The organism is Vibrio sp. 1402 (assembly GCF_033340275.1).
In genome coordinates this window covers 129,245-155,078 of the sequence record NZ_JAWOWE010000010.1, presented here as the reverse complement: position 1 = coordinate 155,078, position 25,834 = coordinate 129,245, and the positions used below count along the sequence as shown (strand labels likewise).

The 25,834-nt window shown below is 45.5% G+C and carries 24 protein-coding genes; 7 read left to right on the top strand and 17 right to left on the bottom strand.

What is annotated here, in order from left to right; translation table 11 throughout:
* The first annotated feature begins 63 nt into the window (after positions 1–63).
* From R7044_RS18045 to xni, 4 genes are all read left to right on the top strand, one after another.
* A complete protein-coding gene (locus R7044_RS18045; protein ID WP_017635678.1) occupies positions 64–2,346 on the top strand; it encodes a tetratricopeptide repeat protein in 2,283 nt (760 codons plus the stop codon).
* 98 nt (positions 2,347–2,444) lie between these two features.
* Entirely contained in the window at positions 2,445–4,010 is a 1,566-nt protein-coding gene (locus tag R7044_RS18040) for a sensor domain-containing diguanylate cyclase (protein WP_033905849.1), read from the top strand.
* A 291-nt stretch (positions 4,011–4,301) separates the two neighbouring features.
* A complete protein-coding gene (gene ppnN, locus R7044_RS18035) occupies positions 4,302–5,678 on the top strand; it encodes a nucleotide 5'-monophosphate nucleosidase PpnN (protein WP_225455732.1) in 1,377 nt (458 codons plus the stop codon).
* A 58-nt stretch (positions 5,679–5,736) separates the two neighbouring features.
* Positions 5,737–6,519 carry a flap endonuclease Xni gene (gene xni / locus R7044_RS18030; RefSeq protein ID WP_005381982.1) on the top strand — a complete coding sequence of 261 codons (783 nt, stop codon included), beginning with the start codon at positions 5,737–5,739 and terminating at the stop codon, positions 6,517–6,519.
* 108 nt (positions 6,520–6,627) lie between these two features.
* Here the strand turns inward: xni and rlmM are convergent, their stop codons facing one another.
* From rlmM to pomA, 7 genes are all read right to left on the bottom strand, one after another.
* Positions 6,628–7,719, bottom strand: a complete 1,092-nt coding sequence (gene rlmM, locus R7044_RS18025; RefSeq protein ID WP_017820611.1) for a 23S rRNA (cytidine(2498)-2'-O)-methyltransferase RlmM — start codon at positions 7,717–7,719, stop codon at positions 6,628–6,630.
* Complete coding sequence (locus R7044_RS18020; protein WP_033905848.1) at positions 7,716–8,114, bottom strand: DUF423 domain-containing protein; 399 nt, start codon at positions 8,112–8,114, stop codon at positions 7,716–7,718. The genes rlmM and R7044_RS18020 overlap by 4 nt, the downstream gene beginning before the upstream one ends.
* The gene (locus R7044_RS18015; protein WP_033905847.1) at positions 8,104–8,727 is read right to left on the bottom strand and encodes an alpha/beta fold hydrolase; all 624 of its coding nucleotides are present in this window, start codon (positions 8,725–8,727) and stop codon (positions 8,104–8,106) included. The genes R7044_RS18020 and R7044_RS18015 overlap by 11 nt, the downstream gene beginning before the upstream one ends.
* A complete protein-coding gene (locus tag R7044_RS18010) occupies positions 8,708–9,628 on the bottom strand; it encodes a transcriptional regulator GcvA (RefSeq protein WP_005383616.1) in 921 nt (306 codons plus the stop codon). The genes R7044_RS18015 and R7044_RS18010 overlap by 20 nt, the downstream gene beginning before the upstream one ends.
* Before the next feature lie 510 nt (positions 9,629–10,138).
* Positions 10,139–11,587 carry a tRNA uracil 4-sulfurtransferase ThiI gene (gene thiI / locus R7044_RS18005; RefSeq protein WP_005383617.1) on the bottom strand — a complete coding sequence of 483 codons (1,449 nt, stop codon included), beginning with the start codon at positions 11,585–11,587 and terminating at the stop codon, positions 10,139–10,141.
* A gap of 211 nt (positions 11,588–11,798) precedes the next feature.
* On the bottom strand, positions 11,799–12,746 hold the full coding sequence (locus R7044_RS18000; RefSeq protein WP_033905844.1) for a flagellar motor protein MotB: 948 nt from the start codon (positions 12,744–12,746) through the stop codon (positions 11,799–11,801).
* Between the two features lie 14 nt (positions 12,747–12,760).
* Complete coding sequence (gene pomA, locus R7044_RS17995) at positions 12,761–13,522, bottom strand: flagellar motor protein PomA (protein WP_005381564.1); 762 nt, start codon at positions 13,520–13,522, stop codon at positions 12,761–12,763.
* Positions 13,523–13,785: 263 nt separating this feature from the next.
* On the opposite strand from pomA, the gene xseB reads away from it, so the two are divergent.
* Genes xseB through dxs form a run of 3 tightly spaced genes read left to right on the top strand, consistent with a single transcriptional unit; the run spans position 13,786 to position 16,820 of the window.
* Complete coding sequence (xseB, locus tag R7044_RS17990; protein ID WP_005381566.1) at positions 13,786–14,028, top strand: exodeoxyribonuclease VII small subunit; 243 nt, start codon at positions 13,786–13,788, stop codon at positions 14,026–14,028.
* A gap of 21 nt (positions 14,029–14,049) precedes the next feature.
* Complete coding sequence (ispA, locus tag R7044_RS17985) at positions 14,050–14,934, top strand: (2E,6E)-farnesyl diphosphate synthase (RefSeq protein WP_005383621.1); 885 nt, start codon at positions 14,050–14,052, stop codon at positions 14,932–14,934.
* A gap of 20 nt (positions 14,935–14,954) precedes the next feature.
* Positions 14,955–16,820, top strand: a complete 1,866-nt coding sequence (gene dxs / locus R7044_RS17980; RefSeq protein ID WP_215810311.1) for a 1-deoxy-D-xylulose-5-phosphate synthase — start codon at positions 14,955–14,957, stop codon at positions 16,818–16,820.
* Positions 16,821–16,867: 47 nt separating this feature from the next.
* Here dxs and pgpA read toward each other — a convergent pair whose 3' ends face one another.
* The 10 genes from pgpA to proB form a co-directional block, all read right to left on the bottom strand.
* On the bottom strand, positions 16,868–17,374 hold the full coding sequence (gene pgpA, locus R7044_RS17975; RefSeq protein ID WP_031780838.1) for a phosphatidylglycerophosphatase A: 507 nt from the start codon (positions 17,372–17,374) through the stop codon (positions 16,868–16,870).
* Positions 17,375–17,465: 91 nt separating this feature from the next.
* Positions 17,466–18,431 carry a thiamine-phosphate kinase gene (thiL, locus tag R7044_RS17970; protein ID WP_033905841.1) on the bottom strand — a complete coding sequence of 322 codons (966 nt, stop codon included), beginning with the start codon at positions 18,429–18,431 and terminating at the stop codon, positions 17,466–17,468.
* A 78-nt stretch (positions 18,432–18,509) separates the two neighbouring features.
* Entirely contained in the window at positions 18,510–18,977 is a 468-nt protein-coding gene (gene nusB / locus R7044_RS17965; RefSeq protein ID WP_005381571.1) for a transcription antitermination factor NusB, read from the bottom strand.
* The gene (gene ribE, locus R7044_RS17960; RefSeq protein WP_005381572.1) at positions 18,977–19,447 is read right to left on the bottom strand and encodes a 6,7-dimethyl-8-ribityllumazine synthase; all 471 of its coding nucleotides are present in this window, start codon (positions 19,445–19,447) and stop codon (positions 18,977–18,979) included. Before ribE ends, nusB begins: the two co-directional genes overlap by 1 nt.
* Before the next feature lie 169 nt (positions 19,448–19,616).
* Positions 19,617–20,726 carry a bifunctional 3,4-dihydroxy-2-butanone-4-phosphate synthase/GTP cyclohydrolase II gene (gene ribBA, locus R7044_RS17955; RefSeq protein ID WP_005381573.1) on the bottom strand — a complete coding sequence of 370 codons (1,110 nt, stop codon included), beginning with the start codon at positions 20,724–20,726 and terminating at the stop codon, positions 19,617–19,619.
* Between the two features lie 173 nt (positions 20,727–20,899).
* Complete coding sequence (locus R7044_RS17950) at positions 20,900–21,553, bottom strand: riboflavin synthase (RefSeq protein ID WP_005383626.1); 654 nt, start codon at positions 21,551–21,553, stop codon at positions 20,900–20,902.
* Positions 21,554–21,561: 8 nt separating this feature from the next.
* Positions 21,562–22,689 carry a bifunctional diaminohydroxyphosphoribosylaminopyrimidine deaminase/5-amino-6-(5-phosphoribosylamino)uracil reductase RibD gene (gene ribD, locus R7044_RS17945; protein WP_033905840.1) on the bottom strand — a complete coding sequence of 376 codons (1,128 nt, stop codon included), beginning with the start codon at positions 22,687–22,689 and terminating at the stop codon, positions 21,562–21,564.
* A gap of 7 nt (positions 22,690–22,696) precedes the next feature.
* Positions 22,697–23,146 carry a transcriptional regulator NrdR gene (gene nrdR, locus R7044_RS17940; RefSeq protein WP_005381578.1) on the bottom strand — a complete coding sequence of 150 codons (450 nt, stop codon included), beginning with the start codon at positions 23,144–23,146 and terminating at the stop codon, positions 22,697–22,699.
* Positions 23,147–23,352: 206 nt separating this feature from the next.
* Entirely contained in the window at positions 23,353–24,603 is a 1,251-nt protein-coding gene (locus tag R7044_RS17935) for a glutamate-5-semialdehyde dehydrogenase (RefSeq protein WP_225455731.1), read from the bottom strand.
* Between the two features lie 17 nt (positions 24,604–24,620).
* On the bottom strand, positions 24,621–25,760 hold the full coding sequence (gene proB / locus R7044_RS17930) for a glutamate 5-kinase (protein WP_033905836.1): 1,140 nt from the start codon (positions 25,758–25,760) through the stop codon (positions 24,621–24,623).
* Positions 25,761–25,834 lie beyond the last annotated feature (74 nt).

Here is a 25,834-nt window from a genome sequence, read left to right as displayed (position 1 = left end):
ACGGCTAACTGAGGCTTTTCGCCGTTATCGCCATATCTAAAAACAGTTCGAGGGAACGAAAGGATGTTTTGGGACAGTTCGCGTCTATTCAAATTGATTGGCTTTCTTTGCTTGCTGTTTGTACAGCCACTTCATGCAACCATTTTATCGTCCGCGTTACTCAACGAAGCACAACAATTGGCGGAAATAGAGCCATCACAAGCAAAACAAGCGGCAACCAACTATTTGTCACAGCGTGAACTAACAGAACGCAAAGAAAGTGACAGCCCTTCAGCCATGTCTCGCGACGAAACAGATCGTAGCGTTCGCACACCAAGCAGCACCATCGAAGCGCACAAGATTATCGCTCAGGCAGATTACGCCATGGGTAATGTTCGTTCGGCTATCGAGCACCTAAATAAAGCGGAACGCTTAGCGCAAGAATATCAATTGCCGTACATGGACTTAGATCTCCAGCTGATGCGCAACCAAATGATTTGGATGTACGACGAAAACTACTCAAAAGCGGAAGATACGCTTAACCAAATTGAACAACAGCTCGATGAAGCCGATGCCGTATTACAACGCACCGACAGTGTTCGCTACCGACTAGTGATGCAAAGAGCACTCCTCGCTTCACATAGTGGCGATATCATTAAAGCGGAAAACTTGTACTCTGAAGCAAAGACCATGCTTGACGATAGCCGCTCTGAGTTAGCCTTGATCGACTACTACACAGCCGTCGGCGAGTTTTACCTCAATAGCAAGAAATACAATTTGGCTTTGTCAGAACTGCTATACGGTTATTGGCAATCTATTGAAAGTAACAGTGGTGCAAGATTAGCAAAAGTGAATCGCCTTTTGGCTAGGCTCTTCCAGGAGCGACGAGTGTACGACAAAGCGATCGAATACTTATCTCAAGCCGCAGATTTTTATGACTCTTACCCTAGCTCTCCGATCCTAGCGGACGTCCTAGAGCAAATGGGCGACATCTACTTTTATCAGGGTAAGTTTAACCTTGCATTAGTGCATTACTTCAACGTACTTGACCATGAAAGTACCAGTAAGAACATCAATAGAATCATTAAAATTCGCTTAAGCTTGGCGGCTACCTACCTACAACTCTATAACTACGCGCTAGCAGAGCAGTACTTAGACCGCTCTAAAGAGCTTTTAGAATACACTAATATTCCTAAGCTTGAAGCAAAGGCTGCCCTGCTTCAGTCAGGTCTGGCTTATCATCAAAATGACAGTAAAGACGTCATTACTAATGCAAAGCTGGCGTTAGCGCTTGCTGAAAAGTCACCTGAAAATAACAACTTCATTAAGCAGCAATCATACCGTTTACTTGGGTTAGGTTACGAGCAGGCAGGCGAATACAAACTTTCTCTGCAAGCTTATAAAAAATACACCAACCTCGTTCGTCTAGAACAAAAGCAGCTTAACCAAATCAGTGAAGATGCGTTCCGTCAGCAAAAAGAATTTGCCGAACAAACCATCCATTACATCGGTCAATCAGAACGCTTAGAGCAAGTGGAAAGAGAGCATCGTAAATTCCAAAAAATCTCATTTGCATTGTTTATTACTGTATTGGTCATGTTTTTGTTCATTATGCGCCGCGGTGTCATTATGCAGCGCCAAGCAAGTGAAATCGAAAAACTGCGTAACGACCTCTTCACCCACTCTCGCTCTCGTTTACGTAACTTGCGTATGCTGAACGTTAAGCTGTCTCGCTCATTGAAAAAGTCGAGCGAAACTTTCGAGCAATGGCAAATGGGTGAATTGATCCACGAACCACTTAATGATCGCCTACGCTTTGTTATGATCGATTTGCCATTCTTACGAAGCATGTACGTCCATAACGGCTATAAGGCAGGTCTAGAACTAGAACGTGCATTTGGCGACTTCCTTGCGGAAAAAATAGAAAAACCGTCGCGTCTTTATCATTTCTCAGATGCGAACTTACTCTACATAGAACCGAACGCTGACCGTGATGCTTCTGCCGAAGTCATGTTCGAAAAATTCCAGACTTGGGTGGATGAGTTCGCACAGCAGCACAACGTCAATCGTATTATTCGTATGGGCATCAGCGATTATCCGTTCTTACCCCGAGCCTACACTGCAATTAACGATGAGGAATTACTCGATCTGTTATTGCTTGCTACTCACATCGCACGAGAAGTCAGCTTGAAGGATAAGCAAAGCCACTGGGTGTTCTTAAAAGCCATCGATAATGCGCCTGCTGCTAGCTTTGCAACAGGTAACATAAGAACTGCTTGTCAACATGCCATTAGCCAAGGCCTGATCAAGATCCATTCGTCCTACAAGAATGAGGACGACATCAAGAAAATATTAAAAAATGGATAATTAAACGCCTGTTGAACGTAATAACTAATGACGCTATAAAGTTTTTTGTTATTATCAGATAATTGTCAGTAGTACATGGACTTAACCGTAGTCACTTCATGGGAATCTTGGAATCCGATATTCAGTCGCAGCTGCATCAGCTGAGTTGTCAACTTGACCAACTCAGACTGACTCATCGTGATACTTCACTCAAATTCAAACGTGAACAACAAGTTCTTAAACGCGTTGTGGCATCATTGTCTTCAGCTTGCCAGGGTTCGAATACTCAGGTATCCAACTACCTATTTGAAATCCAACAAGAGCTGCAACATCAAAAAGATATCAGCACTCTTATCCCGCGTTTAGCGGTATTAGAGAGGATGCTCAAACAGCAGTCGAAGACGATGGATAAACAGAACGGTTACCTTAACGAACAAATCAAGCACAGTGGTGAAACACTGCAACGTGTCACGGGCTTACCTGCGCAGTTAAAACGTGAACTACGGAACCTGATGAGTTTCTCTGAAGTTCACGCCAGCAATAAAGCTGATCAAGCCACTAAGCTACTGAGTATTTACGAACGCGCTCTGAAAATCATCACGTCTAATTCACGTCTACATCTTAGTGAATTTGAAAACAATCCCGACAGATCTCAGCTTGAGTGCTTAGCCAGCGACCTCCAACATACTATTACAGAGCTGGATTTCGAGGGAGAATCAGGCGATAGATTGCTGGATATTCGCGCTAAGTTGCTCCTTGGCGTGAGTGCCGAGTCTCTCATTGAGCTTACGCTCTCAACGCTGAAATTGGTTGTCGAAGCAACAAAGTTCGAGCGCGAGGCGTCTAGCCAATTCCTTGATCAGCTGAACACTTCTCTCGCAAGTAACCTAAAAACCGTTCATCAGAACGTCGACCAGCATCATACCTACTTTGAACACCGCCAAGAGCTCAACACAGAAATGAACAGCTTGGTTGAATTAAGCCAAAAGTCACTTAATCAAGCTCAAGATATCGCGGTTGTGAAAAAAGAAATCACGCCTCTTCTCGAAAAAATGGCGTCGCTGACAGAGCGACTGAAAATGACGGAAGAGCGAGAGCAAGCGCTGCAAGAACGGTTAAGTTACAGTAAGAACCAACTCGAAGCGGTATTTGAAACTACGCAAGATTATCGTCGACGCTTAGATGACCAAGCTCAGCGTATGTTGCTCGACCCGCTGACTAAAGTTTATAACCGCACTGCATTTAACGATCGACTAGAGCTAGAGTATCGCCGTTGGATTCGCTCTCAGCAAAACCTTCGTGTTGTGCTGTTTGATGTAGACAATTTCAAAGCGGTGAATGATAGCTATGGTTATACGGCTGGCGATAAAGCGCTGAAGATTATCGCTCGTACTATTAACAAGCGCGTATCAGAAACGGAAACAGTGGCTCGCTTTGGTGGCGAGGAGTTCATTCTACTCGTCCCGGAACAATCTGAAGAATACACACTGGATCTGATTAAGCATATCCAGCGTGATATTAGCCAATTACCCTTTAAGTTCCGTGAGCAAAATATCATGATTACCTTAGCTGCTGTATCGACGTCTTTCAAAGAGTCCGATACGCCAGAGTATGTGCTCGATCGTCTTGGCAAGATGCTTGCGGACGCTAAAAAACGTGGAACAAACCAGCTTAACTGGAGCTAAGATTCGTACAAAAAGCGAGCAAACAAACCAAGTTTGGTGCAATCTGCGCTTTATAACCACCCATTTTCAACGAGTTATCACATTTCTTCCCTTTTAGTCTGCTAAGCTGTAAAAACCCAAGTCACTTCAAGATGATGTATTTATAAAAGGCAAATGTATCATCTTGAGGTTGCTTGGGAGTTGATAACCATAAAACCAAATCGGCCAACTACCTTTCATCAAACCATACGTATAACACCAAAAAGGTAAGTTGGTACTTTCCCTCAAATTAATGCAACACAAGGAGGCGTTATGATTACCCATATAAGCCCCGCTGGTAGCATGGACTTGCTATCTCAACTAGAAGTAGAGCGCTTAAAGAACACAGCCTCGAGTGAACTTTATCAGCTGTACCGTAATTGCACATTAGCGGTGTTGAACTCCGGTAGCCATACCGATAACTCGAAAGAACTGCTCGATAAATACCAATCGTTTGATGTCAACGTCGTGCGTCGTGAGCGTGGTATTAAGCTTGAGCTGACTAATCCGCCAGAGCACGCTTTTGTTGACGGCGAAATAATTAAAGGTATCCAAGAGCATCTGTTCTCCGTATTGCGTGATATCGTTTACGTAAACATGCATTTGGCAGACGCCCAACGGCTCAACCTTACTAACCCAATTCACATTACGAACCTCGTGTTCGGCATTCTTCGTAATGCCAGAGCATTAACTCCAGGTATCGCACCGAATCTTGTCGTATGTTGGGGTGGTCACTCTATCAATGGAGTGGAGTATCAGTACACACGTGAAGTGGGTAACGAACTGGGCCTGCGTGAACTTAACATCTGTACAGGTTGCGGCCCTGGCGCAATGGAAGGGCCGATGAAAGGTGCAGCAATTGGGCACGCAAAGCAACGTTATACTCAGCAACGTTATCTTGGTTTAACCGAACCCTCGATTATTGCGGCCGAGCCACCAAACCCAATAGTAAATGAACTGGTCATCATGCCCGACATCGAAAAGCGCTTGGAAGCTTTCGTCCGTATGGCTCATGGTATCGTTATTTTCCCAGGAGGCCCGGGCACAGCGGAAGAGCTACTGTACATTCTTGGCATCATGATGCACCCGGATAACGCCAATCAACCAATGCCTATCGTATTAACAGGACCAAAAGAGAGTGAAGAGTACTTCCGCTCTATTGATGAGTTCATTCGCGACACACTTGGTGAGGAAGGGCAAAAGCACTACGAGATCATCATTGACGACCCGGCAGAAGTCGCTCGTATTATGAAACGCTCCATGGACTCGGTACGCCTTCACCGAAAAGAGAAAGGCGATGCGTACAGCTTTAACTGGTCATTGAAAATTGAGCCAAACTTCCAACTGCCATTCGAGCCTACTCATGAGTCGATGGAACAATTGGATTTAAGCCTAGATCAAGAACCGCAAGTTTTAGCGGCCAACTTGCGTCAAGCCTTCTCTGGCATAGTGGCAGGTAACGTAAAGGCTGAAGGCATTCGAGAAATAGAACGTAGAGGGCCTTTCACCATTCATGGCGACGCAGTCCTCATGAAAAAACTCGATAAGTTGCTAAAAGACTTTGTCGAACAGCACCGAATGAAATTACCTGGCGGTTCAGACTACGAACCGTGTTATCGAATCGCTCACCCGGAAATTGGTGGTCGATAGTCAGGCTAGCATTCGTTACACTAGGGGCATTACGCCCCTTTTTTATTGCTAAGTCATTATGTCTATTCATCTTGTTATCATTGATGCCCTAAACCTGATCCGCCGAGTGCACTCAGCACAACCAGATCCAACCGACATAGCAAGAACCATAACCACAACGCAAAGAACCCTCACTCGCATTCTGTCAGAGGCCAACCCGACACACATCATCGCAGTTTTTGATCACCACGAACAAGATAGAGGTTGGCGCGCTGAAATTCTCCCTGACTATAAGCAAAACCGAAAACCAATGCCTCTGCCACTACTGCAAGGGTTAGATGCGATTCAACAAGCGTGGTGGGAGCAAGGTATTGATTCATTGCTGTCTGAAGGCGATGAAGCAGATGATTTGGTTGCTACACTCGCAACGAAAGTGGCCAGCCATGGTGAAAAAGTCACCATCGTTTCGACTGACAAAGGTTACTGCCAGCTACTTTCCCCTACCCTACAAATCCGTGATTATTTCCAACATCGTTGGTTAGATGAACCATTTATCGAAAAAGAGTTCGGCGTAAAACCAAGTCAACTAGCGGATTACTGGGGATTGACAGGGATAAGCTCTAGCCAGGTTCCGGGCGTACCTGGAATTGGCCCGAAAGCAGCGAAAGAGATTCTCACTCAGTTTGAGAGTATTGAAGCTGCCTACGCTAGTGAAGATCTCGTACCGAAATACCGTAAAAAATTGGATGAGCACATTGAGTCTGCTCGTTTATGTAAACGCGTCGCCGCTTTAAAGTGCGATATAGAACTAGGCTTTAACTTGCAAGATATTCGCTTTTTAGGGCCAAACAAAGCGGAGTAGTGCCCGATGGTAGTTTCACACCATGAAACCCTCAGATATTAAAAAAGCGCCATTTGAAGGCGCTTTTTCTATTCTAATCACTATCCCTAAAAGACTCAGGGAATAAAGTTAGTAAGGTGAAATATTCGACAGACATTGGATATGAATCGTGATCTCTTCACGATCATGATACAAATGTTTAGCTTGTAGCTTGAACTTTACCTTATTATCAATGAGGAACTGCTTCAGATTTTCAAGGTCTTGCAGCACTTCGTCATAACGCCCTTTCATTGGCAGCTTAAGGTTAAAGATGGCCTCTTTTGCCCAACCTTTTAACAGCCACTGTCCCATCAGGTGAGCAACACGAGCTGGCTTTTCCACCATGTCACAAACAATCCATGTTACGTTCTTGCGGTCTGGTTCGAACTTAAAGCCATCCACCATATGGTGTTTGATCTGGCCAGTTTCCATCAAACTGTCTGCCATCATGCCGTTATCAACGCAGTGAACGAACATTGAGCGCTTCACTAATTGGTACGTCCAACCGCCTGGACATGCACCTAAATCCACACCCCACATACCTGGTGCCAAACGCTCATCCCACTCTTCACGTGGAATAAAGACATGAAATGCTTCTTCCAGTTTAAGTGTTGAACGACTTGGAGCGTCTGCTGGGAATTTAAGGCGAGGGATACCCATGAAGAACTGTGAGTTGTTGTCAGTGTAAGAGTAACCAACGTAACAGTGGCCAGGCTCAACAAAGCAAATGTGCAGTACTGGTTTTTTCGCGTTATCTTTGTTCAGCATTAAGCCTTTGCCGCGCAACGCTTGACGCATTGGGACGGTAAACTTACGGCAGAATTTCAGTAGCTCTTTCGCTTCATTTGTATCTGGCGTTTCAATTCTCAAATCACCACAACGAGGGAATGCTTCAATGTCTGCTAGTTCATTCAAAATTGGACTAATGCGGTCATCACTTGGCAACGATTGAAACTCAGCTGCTACCGCAAACATTTGTCGAGCAAAAATTAAAGACTTAAAGTCTAAACCTCTCGCAAGTTTGTCGGCATCTCCATCTTGGTAACACTCGAAGACAACATAACCTGAGTTTCTCTTCACACGAGGGAAGCCATACACTTCCAACTGTGTCGCTTTGTCCTGAATTTCACCAGCACACTCTTTCTCAAAGCCAGAACGGCAATAGAGCATTAGTTGTTTCACTTGGAGACCTCTTTGATATTGAACGCAGCAAAAAAGAACAGACACCAACCAATCATGAACAGTAATCCTCCCACAGGAGTAATTGGCCCAAACCACTTAATGCCCGTCAGCGCCAGCGCGTAAAGACTGCCGCTAAAACAAAAGATGCCGATAATAAAGCAAATCGCCGCAATGAAAAAATATTTTTGTGCTTTTTGTCCCAAATGGAGCAGAAGCAGAATGGCACAAAACACAATCGCCAACGTGTGAATAAATTGATACAGAACTCCGGTCTCAAATACACCGAGCAAATAAGGGGCCAGTGTCGCTTTTAGCCCATGAGCAGCAAATGCTCCAAGAGCGACCGAAATCAGCCCAGACAGAGCAGAGAATGAGAGTAACCACTTACTTTTCACTGTACACCTCTTTTATAAACGCCGCTAACTGCTCTATCGCGAGTGCAATGTTACCCACTTCAGTATGACCTGAGATCTTGCGCGGTTTGAAGCTGTGGTCACCATCAGGTAAAAAGCTCACCGTTACTTGTGACGAAAGGACGAAATCATCGAATTCCTCACGCTTACCAAAGGTGTCTCGTTCCCCTTGCAGAATCAGCGTAGGTTTCTCAATGGTTGCTAAGTGCTCGCCTTTGTATTTCTCTGGCTTTCCTGGCGGGTGAAATGGAAACCCTAAACAGGCAATGCCCGCCACCAGCTCATTTTCAGCCAACAAGCTCGACATACGACCGCCCATTGACTTACCACCAATAACCACGGGAGAAGAAGTAAAGTGAGCGATCACTTCGCTGTATGCTTCGAGCAACTTTGGCGCGCGATCGGGCGGACGCTTTTTGCCATCTTCCGAACGTTTCACCATGTAAGGGAAATTAAAACGCACTACACGAATACCTTGCTCCACTAATCCTTTGGCGACAGCTGTCATGAAGTCATGCTCCATCCCCGCACCTGCGCCGTGAGCAAAAATAAACAGCGGTCCGTTTTCAGACCCCTCAGCTATCCAGTGATTCATCCAATACTTCCTCTTGTTCTTTTCTCGCGGTTGCTAACATCCAGTCTCTAAACGTTGCGATTCGGCCCATATCTGCCTGCTGTTCATGACACACCACATAGAATGCATTCTTAGATATCAACACCTCGTCGAATGGTGCAATGAGTCGTCCGGCTTCCATTTCAGGTTTGGCGAGTACGTTGTTACCGAGCGCGACCCCCTGACCGTGCGCAGCAGCCTGTAGCACCATCGTTGAGTGACTAAAAATAGGACCGTGGTTTACGTTGATGCCTTCAATGTTGTAATGACGAGCAAACTGCTTCCAGTCTTTACGCGAAGTATCGTGTAACAAAGTATGTAATTTGAGGTCACTTAAAGATTCTAATGGTTTGTTACCCAAAAGTAATGAAGGTGAACAAAGTGGGATCAAAAACTCTTGGTACAATTTATCTGCTCGCAAACCTGGCCAGTTCCCACGGCCATAGTAGATCGCCACATCAACATCATCAGTCAGTGAGCCTTCATCCATATCTACGGCTTTAATACGTACATCGATATCGGGCTCTTGAGCATTAAAATCGGCCAAACGAGGTACAAGCCATTGGATAGCAAAACTCGGCGGTAGGCTAATCGTCAATGCCCCTTTTTCGCTACGTTCCAACACCTTATCTGTCGCTTCCGCAATCGAGGTGAAAATATCTTTGATATCGAGAAAGTAACTTTGGCCTTCTTCTGTTAACAACAAAGAACGATTACGTCGACGGAAGAGCTTCAATGATAAGAACTCTTCAAGCGCTTTAATCTGGTGACTGACCGCGGCTTGAGTAACAAATAACTCTTCTGCTGCTCGTGTAAAACTGAGATGACGAGCAGCCGCTTCGAAGACTCGAAGCGAATTTAATGGAGGCAATCTGCGAGACATATGGGACCTCTAATAGGATTAGTTTTTTTAATCTGAAACATTATAAAATGTCCGTTGTCGAACAGCCAGATAAATTCTATATTTCACCCCGCAACACGGGCCTGAACGGCTTGATTTCTTTGGAAATCAATTGGCTTCGTTGTTGCGATGTTGTGTTTGCAAACTCGTATTTCGAGTTAGGTAGATTTCTACCATAATGTTTTGTCCACACTCCCTGTGACAAAACATATACTTCCTGTATTTATTTTTGACCTGTCTGTCAAATTTGTTACACCGCCTAAATTAGGCGGTGTTTTTTTATCTATCAAAAATCTCATCCGCATATCTGGCAGCAATATCACTTTATTACTCTTCTTTCGGATTAATTATCGTTATATCAACACAAAGTGTATGGCTTTGCGATGAGCCTCAACATTATGCTAAGTAATGGTTGTCTGTAACGCGATCAAAAACAAAAAAGGCGCAAATTGATGTCTCAATTTGCGCCTTTTAACGTATTTTAACAGTCAGCTATGGACGGTAAACTTTTACGTTGCTGAAGCCTTGCTCTTGCAAGTAAAGCGCTTGCAGACGGCTCATCACACCGCGGTCACAGTAAAGTAGGTATGTCTTAGACTGGTCTAAGTCACCAAACTGTGTACCCAGCTTGTAGAAAGGGATATGTTTCACATCCACACCTTCGATTTCAAGTGGGTTATCGTCTTCCTCTTCAGGACTACGAATATCTAGCACAACCGCGTGCTCTTCTACCGCTTGAACTTGCTCTACTTCTGGTGCGGCTTGCTCAGACTCTTTCGCGATATCACGAATGTCCATCATGCGAGCTTCTTGAACCACTTGCTCAAGGATACTAAAGTCGAATTTCTCTTCTTCAGCTTCTAGCTTGCCTTTCACCGCTTTCACGGTTGGCTTCTTAGAGATAACACCACAGTATTCTGGCATTGTCTTTGCGAAATCTTCTGTGCCGATTTCACGTGCTAGATTGATGATGTCTTCTTTATCCCAGTTGATAAGCGGACGCAGAATCAGCGTGTCTGTTACGTTATCGATGTGGCGTAGATTGGTTAGCGTTTGGCTCGATACTTGACCTAGCGCTTCACCTGTTACCAATGCTTCGATCTTCATCTTCTGGGCGATCATGCCTGCTGCACGCATAAACATACGCTTCAAGATCACGCCCATTTGGCCGTCATCGACTTTCTCTAGGATTTCCGCAACCACAGGCTCGAAATCAACTGAGATAAAACGTACTTTTGCTGAAGAACCGTATTTGTTCCATAGGTAGTGAGAAACCTGCTTAACGCCGATTTCGTGTGCTGGACCACCTAAGTTAAAGAAGCAGTAATGTACTTTTGAACCACGCTTGATATGAAGATAGCTTGAAACACCAGAATCGAAACCACCCGAGATCAGGCTTAACACGTCTTCTTGCGTACCCAGTGGGAAACCACCTAGGCCTTTATGACGAGACAATACTTGGTTTAGCTTGTCGTTCGAGACTTCTACCTTGATCGTCACGTCTGGGTTTCGTAGCTTAACACTAGCGCTTTCAATCGCTTGATTTAAACCACCGCCTACATAACGCTCTAGTTCAATAGAGGTAAAGTCATGCTTGCCACGACGCTTCGCACGTACAACAAAGGTTTTATTTTCGAGTGCAGCACGGTTGAGTTCTAGCACTTGCTCGAAGATATCGTGCAAGTCTTTAAATTCAGTTTGCTTCACTTCCAGTACGTGGTGAATGCCTGGTGTATGAGTCAAAACCTCAAGAACTTCAGCGTGGAATTCGTTACTCTCAGAGGTCACTTCAATGTGATCACGACGGTTAAATACCGCGACAGACTCCGTGCGGCTCTTAATGATGTTACGAATGTTGCACTCTAAAATCTTTGTGAAGCGCTTACGCACAGATTCACTTTTTACAAAAATTTCTGGATGGGGCTTTACAATAAATTTCATAGTCTAATTCGCAGGTTAGTTTCGCAATCAACAAAGAGTGACACTCAACTTCAATACTTCATACGCAGTAAAACCGCGTTTCAGTCACAAAAAGTAGTCTGAGCTCACTTTTAAGGCGCAAGATTATACACCCAAGCGGATTGGAAAAACAAAAAAAGCGAGCAATCTGCTCGCTTTCTTACCTCTTTACTGACTTAAAACTAAAGCCTAGTTATTGAATTACTGGCACTTCTTCACTGTAGAGAGGCTCGCCTTGCATAATGCTGATTTCAACCCGTCGGTTAAGCGCACGATTTTCATCAGAATCATTCGGTAACAAGGGCTCCGTATCCGCCATACCCCGCACTCTCAAACGTTGATGAGAGAAGCCTCTCACTTTCTCCATCTCTTGCGCGACTGATACTGCACGCTGAGAAGAGAGATCCCAGTTAGAACGATAAAGTTCCGAGTCTAGCGGTCGATTGTCTGTATGGCCAGATACTCGAACAATGCCTGGCACGTCTTTTACTAGCTCTGCAATCTGACGAACTAAAGGACGAAACTTAGGCTGCAAGAAAGCCGAACCTTCTGGGAATGCACCTTTTTCACGCATACGTATAACAATCTGCTGACCGAGATTTTCAACTTCAATGGCGCCTTGTTCAATCTCTCGTTCTAAGGCTTTCTTGATGCTTTCCATCAAGGTTTCCATCTCTTGCGACATCTCTTTAGATTGCTGTTGTTGCATGTCCGCTTCGGCAGACTCATTGTTTTGAGTTGACGTTTCTGCCGATTGCCCACCCGTTAACTTGCCTTCATCACGTTTTGTGCCACCAGCTCGATCAGACTCCCCTTCATGAAATTCGAGCGTCTGCTGAGTGATGTCCATGGTTTGCTGCATGATGACATCAATCGGAGTTGGTTCCGGCCGACCCGGTCGAAACTCTTGGGCAATAATGCTAGTACCTTTGGGAATGTCTTTCACTTCAAGCTGATTTTGCACACCGAAAGCAAATTTCATTGATCCTGCAATTTGTTTGAACTTCAGTACATCCATCTCAGAAAACGAGAGCAGAAGAACAAAGAAACACATCAGTAGCGACATCAAATCTGCGAATGTCCCCATCCATAACGGGAGGCCAGGTGGCGGACAATCGCATTTGTTATCTTCATCATCCATCACGACTCTCCAAGTTACTCGTCAATCTCAAGGGCACGTTTACCTTCATTGAGGTAGTTCTTCAAGTAACTATCGATCACTCGCGGGTTTTGGCCATCTTGAATCGCTAATACGCCATCCATGATCAAACGGCGATTTAGCGTTTCTTGGTCACGACGAAGAGAAAGCTTATCCGCAATAGGGAAAAACACCATATTGGACAGGATCGCGCCATACAATGTGGTCAAGAGTGCAACGGCCATTGCTGGTCCAATCGCTTTTGGATCATCCATGTTTGAAAGCATCGCAACAAGACCAACCAAGGTGCCAATCATTCCCATCGCAGGAGCAACGTCGCCAAAGGCGCGAAATACACCAGTACCTTGCGTATGTCGTTCATCCGTAAGCGCGATGTCTTTTTTGAGTGCCGCTCTCACAACGTCGGCATCATGGCCATCAACCAGTAGATCAATGCCTTTCTGCATGAATGTGTTGTTTATTTCCATCTCTTCAAGAGCAAGAAAACCACCTTTACGTGCCGCGTCGGCCATTTCCACAATTTTTGCGATCAGGTCTTCGGGTTCATCCGCTTTAAACATGAAGGCTTTGCCAGCAATCTTTGTCGCACCAAAAAACTGTCCCATTGTGAACTTCATCAACACGACGAATATTGAGCCACCAACGACAATAAGGATCGACGTGACATCGACAAACATGCCGATGCTGCCACCAAGCACCATCGCCATAATGACGAATGCAAAACCACCAATCAAACCTAATAGGGTTGCTAAATCCACAAAGCACTCCTCACGCTATACTCAAATACTGCCATTGGGCGGATTATTACCTGTATCGACAACTCGCGCAGAATTTTTAGAAAAATCTTAGCTAATGGATCACAAATTACACTTAACAACCTCAACCAAAATATGGGGTTTCACCGCTTAGACTCGTTGAACGCTAATTTTGTGACAATTATATAAGGTTAAATTTGACCAAGTTACTAGGCTAAGGTAACTTTCGTGCATCTTACCCGAGGCTTGATTAAGGCAGAAAAAAGATGGCGGTCAAGAAACCAGAAAACATGACCTTTGAAGCAACCATTGAAGAGCTTGATAGCTTGGTTGATCAATTAGAAAATGGCGATCTTGCTCTAGATGATGCCCTGCGTAAGTTTGAACGAGGCATTGCCTTAGCTCGTGCAGGCCAAACTAAATTAAGCGACGCCGAACAGCGCGTGAGCATTCTTCTTAGTGAAGATGATGAAGCACCACTGAGTGACTTCAAACCAGATTCAGAATAACAATCAGTAGTGAGCAATGTGATGCAACAGACATTGACGTCTTTTCAACAAAGAAACAATCAGCAATTGAATTTGTGGCTCGATCAGCTTCCATATCAAGAGCAGCCATTGATTCAAGCAATGAAATACGGCCTTTTGCTAGGTGGGAAACGCGTTCGCCCTTTTCTTGTTTACATCACAGGTCAAATGCTCGGCTGTAAACCTGAAGACTTAGACACCCCCGCCGCTGCTATCGAATGTATACATGCCTACTCACTCATTCATGATGATCTGCCAGCCATGGACGATGATGAACTGCGTCGAGGTCAACCAACTTGTCATATTAAGTTTGATGAAGCAACCGCAATACTGACAGGTGATGCACTACAAACCCTTGCCTTCACTATTATTGCTGATGGTCAATTAAGCCCGGCGGCAGAAGCTCAACGCATCAACATGATCAAAGCCTTAGCGCATTCCTCTGGTGCCAGCGGCATGTGTGTAGGGCAAGCCTTAGATTTAGGCGCGGAAAATCGCCAAGTTTCTCTTGAAGAAATGGAAGAGATACACCGTAAAAAAACCGGAGCTCTGATTGATTGTGCGGTAAAATTAGGTGCATTAGCTGCTGGTGAGAAAGGTATCGAGGTTCTACCTCACTTGGAGCGCTACTCAAAAGCAATTGGTTTGGCGTTTCAGGTTCAAGACGATATTCTTGATATCATCAGTGACACAGAAACACTGGGTAAGCCTCAAGGTTCCGACCAAGGTCTGAATAAGAGCACTTATCCTTCCCTGCTGGGTTTAGAGGGAGCCATAGAGAAAGCTCACACTCTGTTACAGGAAGCACTTCAAGCATTGGAAGCTATCCCATACAATACCCAGTTACTCGAAGAGTTCGCCCGATATGTCATCGAGCGCAAAAATTAACACTATAAGCGCGCATTTATATGACTCTTGATATTTCAAAGTACCCAACACTGGCGTTAGCAAATACACCGGAAGAACTACGTCTTCTTCCGAAAGAAACATTACCAAATCTGTGTGATGAACTGCGAACGTATCTGCTAAATTCAGTGAGCCAATCTAGCGGACACTTAGCGTCTGGCTTAGGCACCGTAGAGCTAACTGTCGCTCTGCATTATGTTTACAACACCCCTATCGACAAATTGATCTGGGATGTTGGTCATCAGGCTTACCCGCACAAAATCCTCACCGGACGTCGCGATAAAATGCCAACAATTCGCCAAAAGGATGGTCTACACCCTTTCCCTTGGCGTGAAGAAAGTGAATATGACACCTTATCTGTCGGCCACTCTTCGACATCTATCAGTGCAGGCCTTGGCATGGCCATCAGCGCACAAAAAGAAGGCAAAGGCCGTAAAATCGTCAGTGTGATTGGTGATGGCGCAATTACAGCAGGCATGGCATTCGAAGCCATGAACCACGCTGGCGACGTTCATCCTGATATGTTGGTGATTTTGAACGACAACGAAATGTCGATTTCAGAAAACGTCGGCGCCCTGAATAACCACCTTGCAAAAGTACTTTCTGGTAGCTTGTACACTTCTATCCGTGAAGGCGGTAAGAAAGTGCTGTCTGGTGTTCCACCTATTAAAGAGTTGGTTCGCCGTACGGAAGAGCACCTAAAAGGCATGGTAGTGCCTGGTACTCTGTTCGAAGAGTTCGGCTTTAATTACATTGGCCCGATTGATGGGCACGACGTCAATGAACTCGTCAAAACGCTGAAAAATATGCGTGAGCTCAAAGGTCCTCAATTCCTACACATCATGACCAAGAAAGGCAAAGGTTATGAGCCTGCCGAGAAAGATCCTATCGGCTACCATGGTGTTCCTAAATTCGATCCAACGCATAATTGTCTGCCGAAGAGCAGTGGCGGTAAGCCAACTTACTCAAAGATCTTCGGTGACTTTTTATGTGACATGGCGGCCCAAGATCCTAAGCTAATGGCAATTACGCCAGCAATGCGCGAAGGATCAGGTATGGTGCGTTTCTCAAAAGAGTACCCAGACCAATACTTTGATGTGGCGATTGCTGAGCAGCACGCAGTGACACTGGCAACAGGCATGGCAATTGCGGGCGATCATCCAATCGTTGCTATCTATTCGACTTTCTTGCAACGTGGTTATGACCAATTGATCCACGACATCGCGATCATGGACTTACCAGTGATGTTTGCGATCGACCGCGCAGGTCTCGTTGGCGCAGATGGTCAAACTCACCAAGGTGCGTTCGATCTAAGCTTTATGCGCTGTATTCCGAACATGGTGATCATGGCGCCAAGCGACGAAAACGAGTGCCGACAAATGCTTTACACTGGCCATAAGCATTCTGGCCCGAGTGCGGTTCGATACCCTCGTGGTAGCGGCATGGGCGTAGAAATCGAAACTGAGTTTACGGCGTTAGAAATCGGTAAAGGGCGCATGGTTCGCCAAGGTGAAAAAGTTGCTATTCTGAACTTTGGTACTTTCTTGGGTAACGCGCTAGAAGCGGCAGAATACCTTAACGCCACTGTTGCTGATATGCGCTTTGTGAAGCCGCTCGATGAAGCATTAATTCGTCAATTAGCCACAGATCATGACGTGCTCGTGACGTTAGAAGAAAATGTTATCGCGGGTGGTGCTGGTGCTGGTGTCGTTGAGTTCATGATGAAAGATAAAATCATTAAACCTGTGTTGAACCTAGGTTTACCAGATGAGTTTATTCATCAGGGAACACAAGATGAACTGCATGAAGAGCTTGGTCTCGATGCAAAAGGAATTGAAAAATCCATCTTGGATTATTTAGCAAAATAGAATGTAAAAAGGGATGCTCATAGCATCCCTTTTTTTACGGTCAACGTTTAATTCATCCAGCCCGCATATTTTGCGACTAGAAACAGGGCAACACCGGCCATAACTCCCGCCACGATATCATCAACCATAATACCCAGCCCACCGTGAACTCGCTTATCTAGCCACCCAATTGGCCAAGGTTTTACCATATCGAAAAAACGAAATAAGATGAAGCCAGTGATCAACCACTTCCATTCAGTGAGTGGAATATTCAGTGCAGGTACAATGCTCATCGTAATCCAAAAGCCTGCAAACTCATCCCATACGATTGAACCATGATCATGTACTTTCATGTCTGCAGAGGTCACTTGGCATATTTGAATGCCGATCACACACGAAATCAGAACAACAATGACATACGCCGTAAATGGTAATTGTGCCAACAACAAAAAGAAAGGCACGGCCGCCAGTGTGCCCATTGTTCCAGGGATAAACGGGGATAATCCACTGCCAAAACCCGTCGCCAATAGATGCCACGGGTTCTTTAATGAAATAAGAGAAAGAGGGTTGGTCATATCCTTAAACCTATACTGCTAGTTTGGTTTCAATCGTCATGCCTGTGAGTTGCTCAATAGTAACAGGCTCTTGGCTAGAGCTTAGCTCAGATCATTTAAAGTGGTCGAAGCCACTTAAGTCCCAATCAAGTGGTTGATTGTTATCATGCAGCTCGAAGGTTCCATTTGGTCGGATTTGACCAATACATGTGACCTTACAGCCAGTATGAGATAAAGCGCTTTGTAACGAGCCTCGATTTTGCTCCGGCACGGTAAAACACAACTCGTATTCTTCGCCACTTGCTAAAGCATACTGCTGCGCGCTGATCTTATCATCTAAAAACTGGACTAATTCTGAAGAGATCGGTAGCTGAGAGACATCAATACTCACCCCAACCTGAGATCGCTGTAAAATGTGCTTAATATCAGAGATTAAACCATCTGAAATATCTATCGCAGAAGAGGCTAAGCCAACAAGAGCTTGTCCAGCAAGCACACGCGGAGAACTAAGGTAATGAGCTCGCTCTAGTGCTTCCGCGCCGGCTCTGCTGCGCAGAGAGTCATCTAGAATCACATCCAAGCCAGCTTTTGCATCGCCAAGGTTTCCCGTTACATATACCCAATCCCCAGGCCTTGCGCCGGATCGCGTGAGCGCTTTGTCTTCAGGTACAAAACCTTGCACCGTGAGTGTCAGACACAATGGACCTTTGGTGGTATCACCGCCTATTAACTGAATACCATAGTAATCAGCCAGTTCGAAAAATGCATCACAGAAAGGAGCAAGCCATTCTTCATCTGGCTCAGGCATCGTTAATGCAAAGCTCACCCATGCAGGCGTTGCGCCCATCGCCGCCAAATCACTTATGTTAGAAGCCAATGCTTTGTGTGCGACCCATGCTGGGTTCGCGTCGGCTAAGAAATGCGTTCCAGCTACCAATGTATCCGTGCTAATCGCAATCTGAACATTAGCTGGCGCTTTGACCAAAGCACAATCATCACCAGCGGCTAGATGGACATCTTTACGTTGGCTCTGACGACCGACGAAGTACTTGTCTATCAGATTAAATTCACCAGACATAATTCACTTACTTTTTGATGTAAAAGCTTTTGATACAAAAAAGGTCAGCATGTGCTGACCTTTTCATTGAAGAAATCGTTATTTCTTACGAATGTGAGGTGCTGCTTTATCAAGTACACCATTCACAAACTTGTGGCTATCTTCTGCTGCGAAAACTTTTGCAAGTTCAATCGCTTCATTGATAACAACTTTGTAAGGAACATCTTCGCGACGAGTCATCTCGTACATAGCAAGGCGAAGAAGAGCAAGTTCCATCATATCTAAATCCTGCATAGGACGAGAGATGTATGGACGAATTTTGCTATCTAGCTCAGCGTGGCTAAGTACAACACCGCTTAATAGTTCACGGAAGTAAGCTACGTCTGTCTCTGGAGCAGCAAGCGCTGGCTCAGATGCATGAAGTTCTTCTTCATCGTATTTGTCGCCAGACAAAAACTGTTCTTCAATCTTGGCAACATTCTCTTTAGTAATTTGCCATGAGTAGATCGCCTGTAGAGCGAATTGACGTGCGTTACGACGTGCGGCTGGTTTCACACTGGCCCCCATTAGGAATCAATTTCAGATAGTACATTAATCATTTCAAGTGCGCTTAGTGCAGCCTCTGCACCTTTATTACCAGCCTTGGTTCCTGCGCGTTCAATCGCTTGATCGATCGTATCAACAGTCAAAACACCAAATGCTACTGGAATGCTGAATTCCATAGACACTTGTGCTAGACCTTTGTTCATTTCACTACAAACATAGTCAAAGTGAGGCGTTCCACCGCGAATAACAGACCCTAGAGAAACAATAGCGTCGAATTTGCCAGTTTTAGCAACACGCTGAGCTACTAGAGGTAGTTCTACGGCACCTGGACAACGCACAACCGTGATGTTGTCTTCGCTTACTTGTCCGTGACGCTTTAGTGTATCGATCGCACCAGAAAGTAGGCTTTCGTTAATAAAACTGTTGAAACGAGAAATAACGATAGCAATTTTTGCATTTGGCGCTGGGAAGCCACCCTCGATCACTTTCATAAGCTTTCCTTTAACTCTATTTATAAGTGAAATATGTTCATCAAGTGAGAATCGCCGGATTCTAGCACAAATTTGTGAGCAATATCTAATGGAAATTGGAGGCAAATCACCGGTTCCTAGCCATTGACGAGTTAAGCACGTCAAAGACTAGGAACTTATTGTTCGGTTGTTACTCGCAGACGTACTCAACAACATTCAGACCAAAACCACCTAACGCGTGGTACTTTTTGTTGGTCGATGACAGAAGGCGCATATCATGTACACCGAGATCCGCAAGAATCTGTGAACCAACGCCAACACGGCGAGACGTGCCTTGTTTTTTAGCAAGCGTTGGGGCTTCACCTTTGTCTTGCGCTTCGAACATCTTCACGCGATGAATAAGTAGATCAGTCGATTCTTCATGGCCAAGAACAACCAACACACCGCCCTCTTCACCAATGCGTTTCATTGCCTTATCTAGTGTCCAACTGCGCTCTGCATTACGATCGCTACGTAGTAAGTCGGTAAAAACGTCTTGAAGATGTACGCGAACCAGTGGCGCTTTTTCTTTCAAATCGCCCTTGCACATTGCGTAGTGCACTTGGTTATCAATGGTGTCTTTGTACGTGACTAACGTGAACTCGCCAAACTCTGTCGGTAACTTGCACTCAGCCACACGTTCAATCGTTGTCTCAGTGTTATTGCGGTACTCAATTAGGTCGGCAATAGTGCCCAATTTAATACCGTGCTTCTCTGCAAAGATCTCTAGATCTGGGCGACGAGCCATCGTGCCGTCGTCATTTAAGATCTCAACAATCACCGATGCTGGCTCTAAACCAGCAAGACGAGCCAAATCACAGCCAGCTTCAGTGTGACCTGCGCGAGTCAGTACACCGCCGTCTTGAGCTGCGAGAGGGAAGATGTGACCAGGCTGCACCAAATCCGCAGCTTTAGCGTTTGGCGCGACTGCTGCTTGAACGGTACGTGCGCGATCTGCGGCTGAAATACCCGTCGTTACCCCTTCTGCTGCCTCAATCGAAACAGTAAAGTTGGTGGTGTATTGCGCATTATTGTCTTGCACCATTGGTGGCAGACCTAGACTTTCGCAACGATCTTTGGTCATGGTTAAACAAATCAGGCCACGGCCATAGGTTGCCATAAAGTTAATGGCTTCCGGCGTAATATGCTCGGCAGCCATGATCAAGTCACCTTCATTCTCGCGGTCTTCATCATCCATTAGGATGACCATTTTGCCTGCGCGAATATCATCAATAATTTCTTGTGGCGTACTGATTGGCATAGTCTGTTATCCCGTTATTCTAAATTTGTTATTGCGACAGCAATGAAAAATTACGTTGCAGTGAATGCTAGTTAGGTCAATAGTTTGAGCTTTGCATTAAGCAAGTCAATGAATCTCGCGGTGTTCTGTGAGTCTGCTCTTTATCGCATGCCTCACGCAGCCACTCCCAAGACTTATGCAAAACCGTTTTGCTGTAAAAAGTCCATCGTGATACGAGACTCGGCCTTATCTTCTTGTTGTCCTTGCAGTAAACGCTCCATATAACGCGCAAGTACATCAACTTCTAAGTTGACTTTGCGCCCCACTTGAAACTGGTCAATCGTAGTTTCTTCACTCGTATGAGGAACGATCGTCAGCTTAAAAGCATTTTTACGTAAGTCGTTGACGGTTAGGCTAATACCATCAACAGTAATCGAGCCTTTCTCTGCAACGTACTTGCTAATTTCCGCAGGCATTGCAACCCAAAACTCTATCGCACGGCCAACTGAATTGCGTTCGACAATTTCACCAACCCCATCGACATGGCCAGAAACGATATGTCCACCCAATCGCGTTGTTGGCAACATGGCTTTTTCTAGATTCACCTTATCGCCTACTTGGTAATCAGCAAACCCAGTTTTCTTCAAGGTTTCTAATGACAGATCAGCACTGTAATAGTGGCTTCCGAAGTCAACTACCGTTAAGCAAACACCATTGGTCGCAATGCTATCGCCTAACTTAACGTCTGACATATCAAGCGTACCCGTTTCAACCGTGACGGTGATGTCTTCGCCCTTCGGCGTAATCGCAGCTAACTTGCCAACTGCTTCTACTATTCCTGTAAACATACTATTTCTTATCTAATTTCATTACGTTTTATGGTGGCGGTGATGCGAATGTCTACCCCAACCATACGAACGTCTGTAATGTTTAAATCTATGACGTCAGCCATAGCGCTTAACCCTAAAGCACCGATAAGCCCCCGACCATCGCTGCCCATGAGTTTTGGCGCAAGGTAAACAATGAGCTCATCTACAAGATTAGCCTTTATCATCGCACTCGCTAGCGTAGCTCCAGCTTCAACCCATAAGTGATTGATGTGGTGCTCATCCGAGATACGTTTTAATGTCGTTGATAAGTCAATTTGGTCAGCGCTGTCCAATAGAGGGATACAGTCTCCATCAGAGCGAATAATAACTCGCTCTCCATCGGTGTGGAACAGCTTGAGCGCACCCGTTAAATGGTTCTGACGGTCTAAGATTACACGTACTGGTTGACGAAGTTCTTCTCGTAAATACTGCGCTTGAACACTGGTAGGTAAGTCATCCCAACGCACATTGAGTGACGCATTATCATCAATCACCGTTTTGCTGGTAGAGAGAATACCACCACTCATCGCTCGATAACGCTGCACATCTTGGCGGGCCGCAGGGGAGGTGATCCATTGGCTCTGACCATTACTGAGTGCGCTTTGCCCATCCAAACTGGCTGCCATTTTTAATTGAACAAACGGCATGCCTGTACGCATGTACTTTATAAAACCAGGGTTAAGGGCAAGGGCATCTTGCTCTAACAAGCCGATTTGTACTTCAATTCCTGCATCACGTAACATCTGGATGCCGCGACCTGCAACTTTCGGGTTTGGGTCTACCATGGCGCAAACCACACGTGCCACTTTGGCTTTAATCAGCCCTTCGGCACATGGCGGTGTACGGCCGTAATGAGAGCAAGGTTCTAGCGTCACATAAGCGGTTGCACCAACTGCTTTTTCACCCGCCATGCGCATCGCGTGCACTTCGGCATGCGGCTCACCAGCACGATGGTGATAGCCTTCACCGACAATTTCTTCATCACGAACGATGACACACCCTACATTTGGATTAGGGGCGGTGGTATAAATGCCACGTTTCGCTAACTTAATAGCTCGTGACATCATGGCGAAATCTAAATCAGAAAACGCTCTTTCAAGAGTGTGTTGAGTCATGAGCTACTCAGTCTTCTAGGCGGGCAATCTCTTCGCCAAACTCGCGAATATCTTCAAAGCTGCGGTAAACGGAAGCGAAACGAATGTAAGCCACCTTATCGAGCTCTTTGAGCTGGTCCATGACTAAATTACCAATCATTTCACTCGGAACCTCTCGCTCACCCGTCGCACGCAGTTGTGATTTGATCATACTGATCGCTAACTCTATAGAATCGGCACTCACTGGGCGTTTCTCTAAAGCGCGTTGAATACCGCCAACCATTTTATCTTCATCAAATGGTTCACGGTTGCCATTCGATTTGATCACTTTAGGCATCACTAACTCTGCGCTTTCAAACGTAGTGAAACGCTCGCTACACGCCAAGCACTGACGGCGACGTCGAACTTGATGGCCATCAGCCACTAAGCGGGAATCAATAACTTTGGTATCGTTCTCGGAACAAAAAGGACAATGCATATCACCTCCATATCTATACCAAAATAACCTCATGAGCAATCACGGATAACCACGCGTTCATGGTTATACGGACTCTATTAAAGCTATTTGGGTATAACGCTTTCAAACCGAAATAAAAGCTCATGTAGTGTAGCGGAATTGGTATGTTAGACAAAACAAAAAGGGGCGCAAAGGCCCCTTTTTCACTCAAGATCTCGTCGAATGTGTTAACTGCGTGCTAAGTAGTTCGCTTTACCAACCCACTTGTAGCTAGTTAGCTCTTCTAAGCCCATCGGACCGCGTGCATGTAGCTTTTGCGTAGATACTGCGACTTCTGCGCCAAGGCCAAATTGCGCACCGTCTGTAAAGCGCGTTGAAGCATTCACATAAACCGCCGCCGAACCGACAGAATTGATGAACAGTTCTGAGTTTTCCAAACTATTGGTCATGATCGCATCTGAGTGGCTCGCGTTATGGACACGCATATGATCAATGGCATCTTTCACATCAGACACAACTTTTACACCAAGAGTGTAGCTCAACCATTCCGTATCAAAGTCACCTTCAACAGCATCGCGAATTTGTGTTGCTTGAGCCATCAGTGCTTTTGCCTTAGGCTCTGTCACGAAGGTCACTTTATCGTTCATGCGCTCTACGATCATTGGTAGGAATTGCGCTGCAATTTTTTCATGCACGAGCAGCGTATCTAATGAGTTACACGCAGATGGACGTTGAACTTTAGAGTTCTCAACCACATTCAGGGATTTCTCTAGATCAGCGGATTCGTCGACAAAGATATGGCTGATACCAAAGCCACCAATAATCACCGGAATCGTGCTGTTTTCTTTACACATTTTGTGTAGGCCAGCACCACCGCGTGGAATGATCATGTCGACGTAATCGTCCAACTTAAGCAATTGAGAAACAAGCTCACGATCTGGTTTTTCAATGTACTGCACAGAAGCGGCTGGAAGGTTCGTCTTTGCGAGCGCAGACTGAATAACCTTCACTAATTCCATATTCGAGAAAAAGGTCTCTTTGCCACCACGTAAAATACTTGCGTTGCCGGTTTTCAAGCACAACGCTGCAATATCAATGGTTACGTTTGGACGCGCTTCATAAATTACGCCCACGACACCAAGCGGCACACGACGACGAGACAGTGACATCCCATTTTCCAGTACCTTACTGTCTATTTCGCTGCCTACAGGATCGTTCAAGCTAATGACGTTGCGAACATCATTCGCAATTGCAGTCAATCGTTCTTCATTAAGCAAAAGGCGATCGAGCAGCGCATCGGTTAAACCCGCTTCACGGCCAAGTTCGATGTCTTTAGCGTTTGCCGCCAAAATAGCAGCAGAGCTTGCTTCTAGCTCATCAGCAATGATGGCTAATGCTTGGTTCTTTTGCGCAGTTGACGCTGTCGCTAATTCGAAAGCTGCATCTTTAGCAGCTTTACCCATATTCGTTAAATCCACTTTGCTTCCCTCTAATTCTATTCCTGAATGACGACCAAATCATCGCGGTGAATCACCTCAGAGCCATAATCATGACCCAAAATAGAGATGATATCTTTACTGTGCTTACCCGTAATTTTAGTTAGGTCATCACTTGAGTAGGCGCTGATGCCACGAGCCACCAACTTACCGTGAGTGTTTGTTACACGCGCCACTTCGCCTCGTGCGAAGTCACCACTAACTTTGATGACCCCTTTAGCAAGTAGGCTACTGCCCTTGCCAACCACAGCATTGACTGCACCATCATCAATAACGATGTCGCCCGATGCCGCAGGTCCCGCTAGAATCCAGCGTTTACGGTTCTCTAAGGCTTCAGAGCAAGGTAGGAAGCGCGTGCCCTGAGGTTCAGCACTTAAAGAGTCAAAGATAACATTCGGCGCACTACCAGCAGCAATAATAACCTCGATACCTGCGCGGCGAGCGATGTCTGCGGCTTGCAGCTTCGTTGCCATACCACCAGTACCCAATGTTGTACCGCTTCCACCTGCGATTTTACGCAGCGTGTCGTCGATGGTTTTTACTTCCTTGATAAGCTCTGCGTTCGGATCTTTACGAGGGTCAGCAGTAAACAGACCTTTTTGGTCCGTTAAAAGCAAGAGCTTATCTGCACCACATAAAATGCCTACCAAAGCGGAAAGGTTGTCGTTATCGCCAACTTTAATCTCGCTAGTCGCAACGGCATCATTTTCGTTTACGATAGGAACAATATCGTTCGCGACGAGCGCATTAATAGTGTCACGCGCGTTAAGGAATCGCTCACGATCTTCTAAATCGGCACGGGTTAGTAACATTTGGCCGATCTTGATACCATAAATACCAAACAAAGACTCCCATGTTTGAATCAAGCGGCTCTGCCCCACCGCGGCAAGTAACTGCTTACTCGCCATCTCGTTGGGCAATGCGGGGTAACCAAGATGCTCACGGCCTGCTGCAATCGCACCAGACGAAACCATTACGATTGAATGGCCTTGTTTTTTAAGCTCAGCACACTGGCGTGCTAACTCAACCATGTGTGCACGGTCGAGTGCCAGAGTGCCGCCTGTCAGCACACTTGTACCCAGTTTCACAACGACAGTTTGTGGTTGTGAAACAACTGCATTTTGTTGATTCGTTGTCATGATGTCTTCTGAAGTGAAAAACAAATAAAGAGAGGATGTTTTAACAATCAAATAGGGAATTAACAAGAGAAAAG

Coding starts and splice junctions, on each gene's coding strand:
- R7044_RS18045 (WP_017635678.1), top strand. CDS start 64: ATGTTTTGGGACAGTTCGCGTCTATTCAAATTGATTGGCTTTCTTTGC.
- R7044_RS18040 (WP_033905849.1), top strand. CDS start 2,445: ATGGGAATCTTGGAATCCGATATTCAGTCGCAGCTGCATCAGCTGAGT.
- ppnN (WP_225455732.1), top strand. CDS start 4,302: ATGATTACCCATATAAGCCCCGCTGGTAGCATGGACTTGCTATCTCAA.
- xni (WP_005381982.1), top strand. CDS start 5,737: ATGTCTATTCATCTTGTTATCATTGATGCCCTAAACCTGATCCGCCGA.
- R7044_RS18015 (WP_033905847.1), bottom strand. CDS start 8,727: ATGAATCACTGGATAGCTGAGGGGTCTGAAAACGGACCGCTGTTTATT.
- R7044_RS18010 (WP_005383616.1), bottom strand. CDS start 9,628: ATGTCTCGCAGATTGCCTCCATTAAATTCGCTTCGAGTCTTCGAAGCG.
- thiI (WP_005383617.1), bottom strand. CDS start 11,587: ATGAAATTTATTGTAAAGCCCCATCCAGAAATTTTTGTAAAAAGTGAA.
- R7044_RS18000 (WP_033905844.1), bottom strand. CDS start 12,746: ATGGATGATGAAGATAACAAATGCGATTGTCCGCCACCTGGCCTCCCG.
- xseB (WP_005381566.1), top strand. CDS start 13,786: ATGGCGGTCAAGAAACCAGAAAACATGACCTTTGAAGCAACCATTGAA.
- ispA (WP_005383621.1), top strand. CDS start 14,050: ATGCAACAGACATTGACGTCTTTTCAACAAAGAAACAATCAGCAATTG.
- dxs (WP_215810311.1), top strand. CDS start 14,955: ATGACTCTTGATATTTCAAAGTACCCAACACTGGCGTTAGCAAATACA.
- pgpA (WP_031780838.1), bottom strand. CDS start 17,374: ATGACCAACCCTCTTTCTCTTATTTCATTAAAGAACCCGTGGCATCTA.
- thiL (WP_033905841.1), bottom strand. CDS start 18,431: ATGTCTGGTGAATTTAATCTGATAGACAAGTACTTCGTCGGTCGTCAG.
- nusB (WP_005381571.1), bottom strand. CDS start 18,977: ATGGGGGCCAGTGTGAAACCAGCCGCACGTCGTAACGCACGTCAATTC.
- ribE (WP_005381572.1), bottom strand. CDS start 19,447: ATGAAAGTGATCGAGGGTGGCTTCCCAGCGCCAAATGCAAAAATTGCT.
- ribBA (WP_005381573.1), bottom strand. CDS start 20,726: ATGCCAATCAGTACGCCACAAGAAATTATTGATGATATTCGCGCAGGC.
- R7044_RS17950 (WP_005383626.1), bottom strand. CDS start 21,553: ATGTTTACAGGAATAGTAGAAGCAGTTGGCAAGTTAGCTGCGATTACG.
- ribD (WP_033905840.1), bottom strand. CDS start 22,689: ATGACTCAACACACTCTTGAAAGAGCGTTTTCTGATTTAGATTTCGCC.
- nrdR (WP_005381578.1), bottom strand. CDS start 23,146: ATGCATTGTCCTTTTTGTTCCGAGAACGATACCAAAGTTATTGATTCC.
- proB (WP_033905836.1), bottom strand. CDS start 25,760: ATGACAACGAATCAACAAAATGCAGTTGTTTCACAACCACAAACTGTC.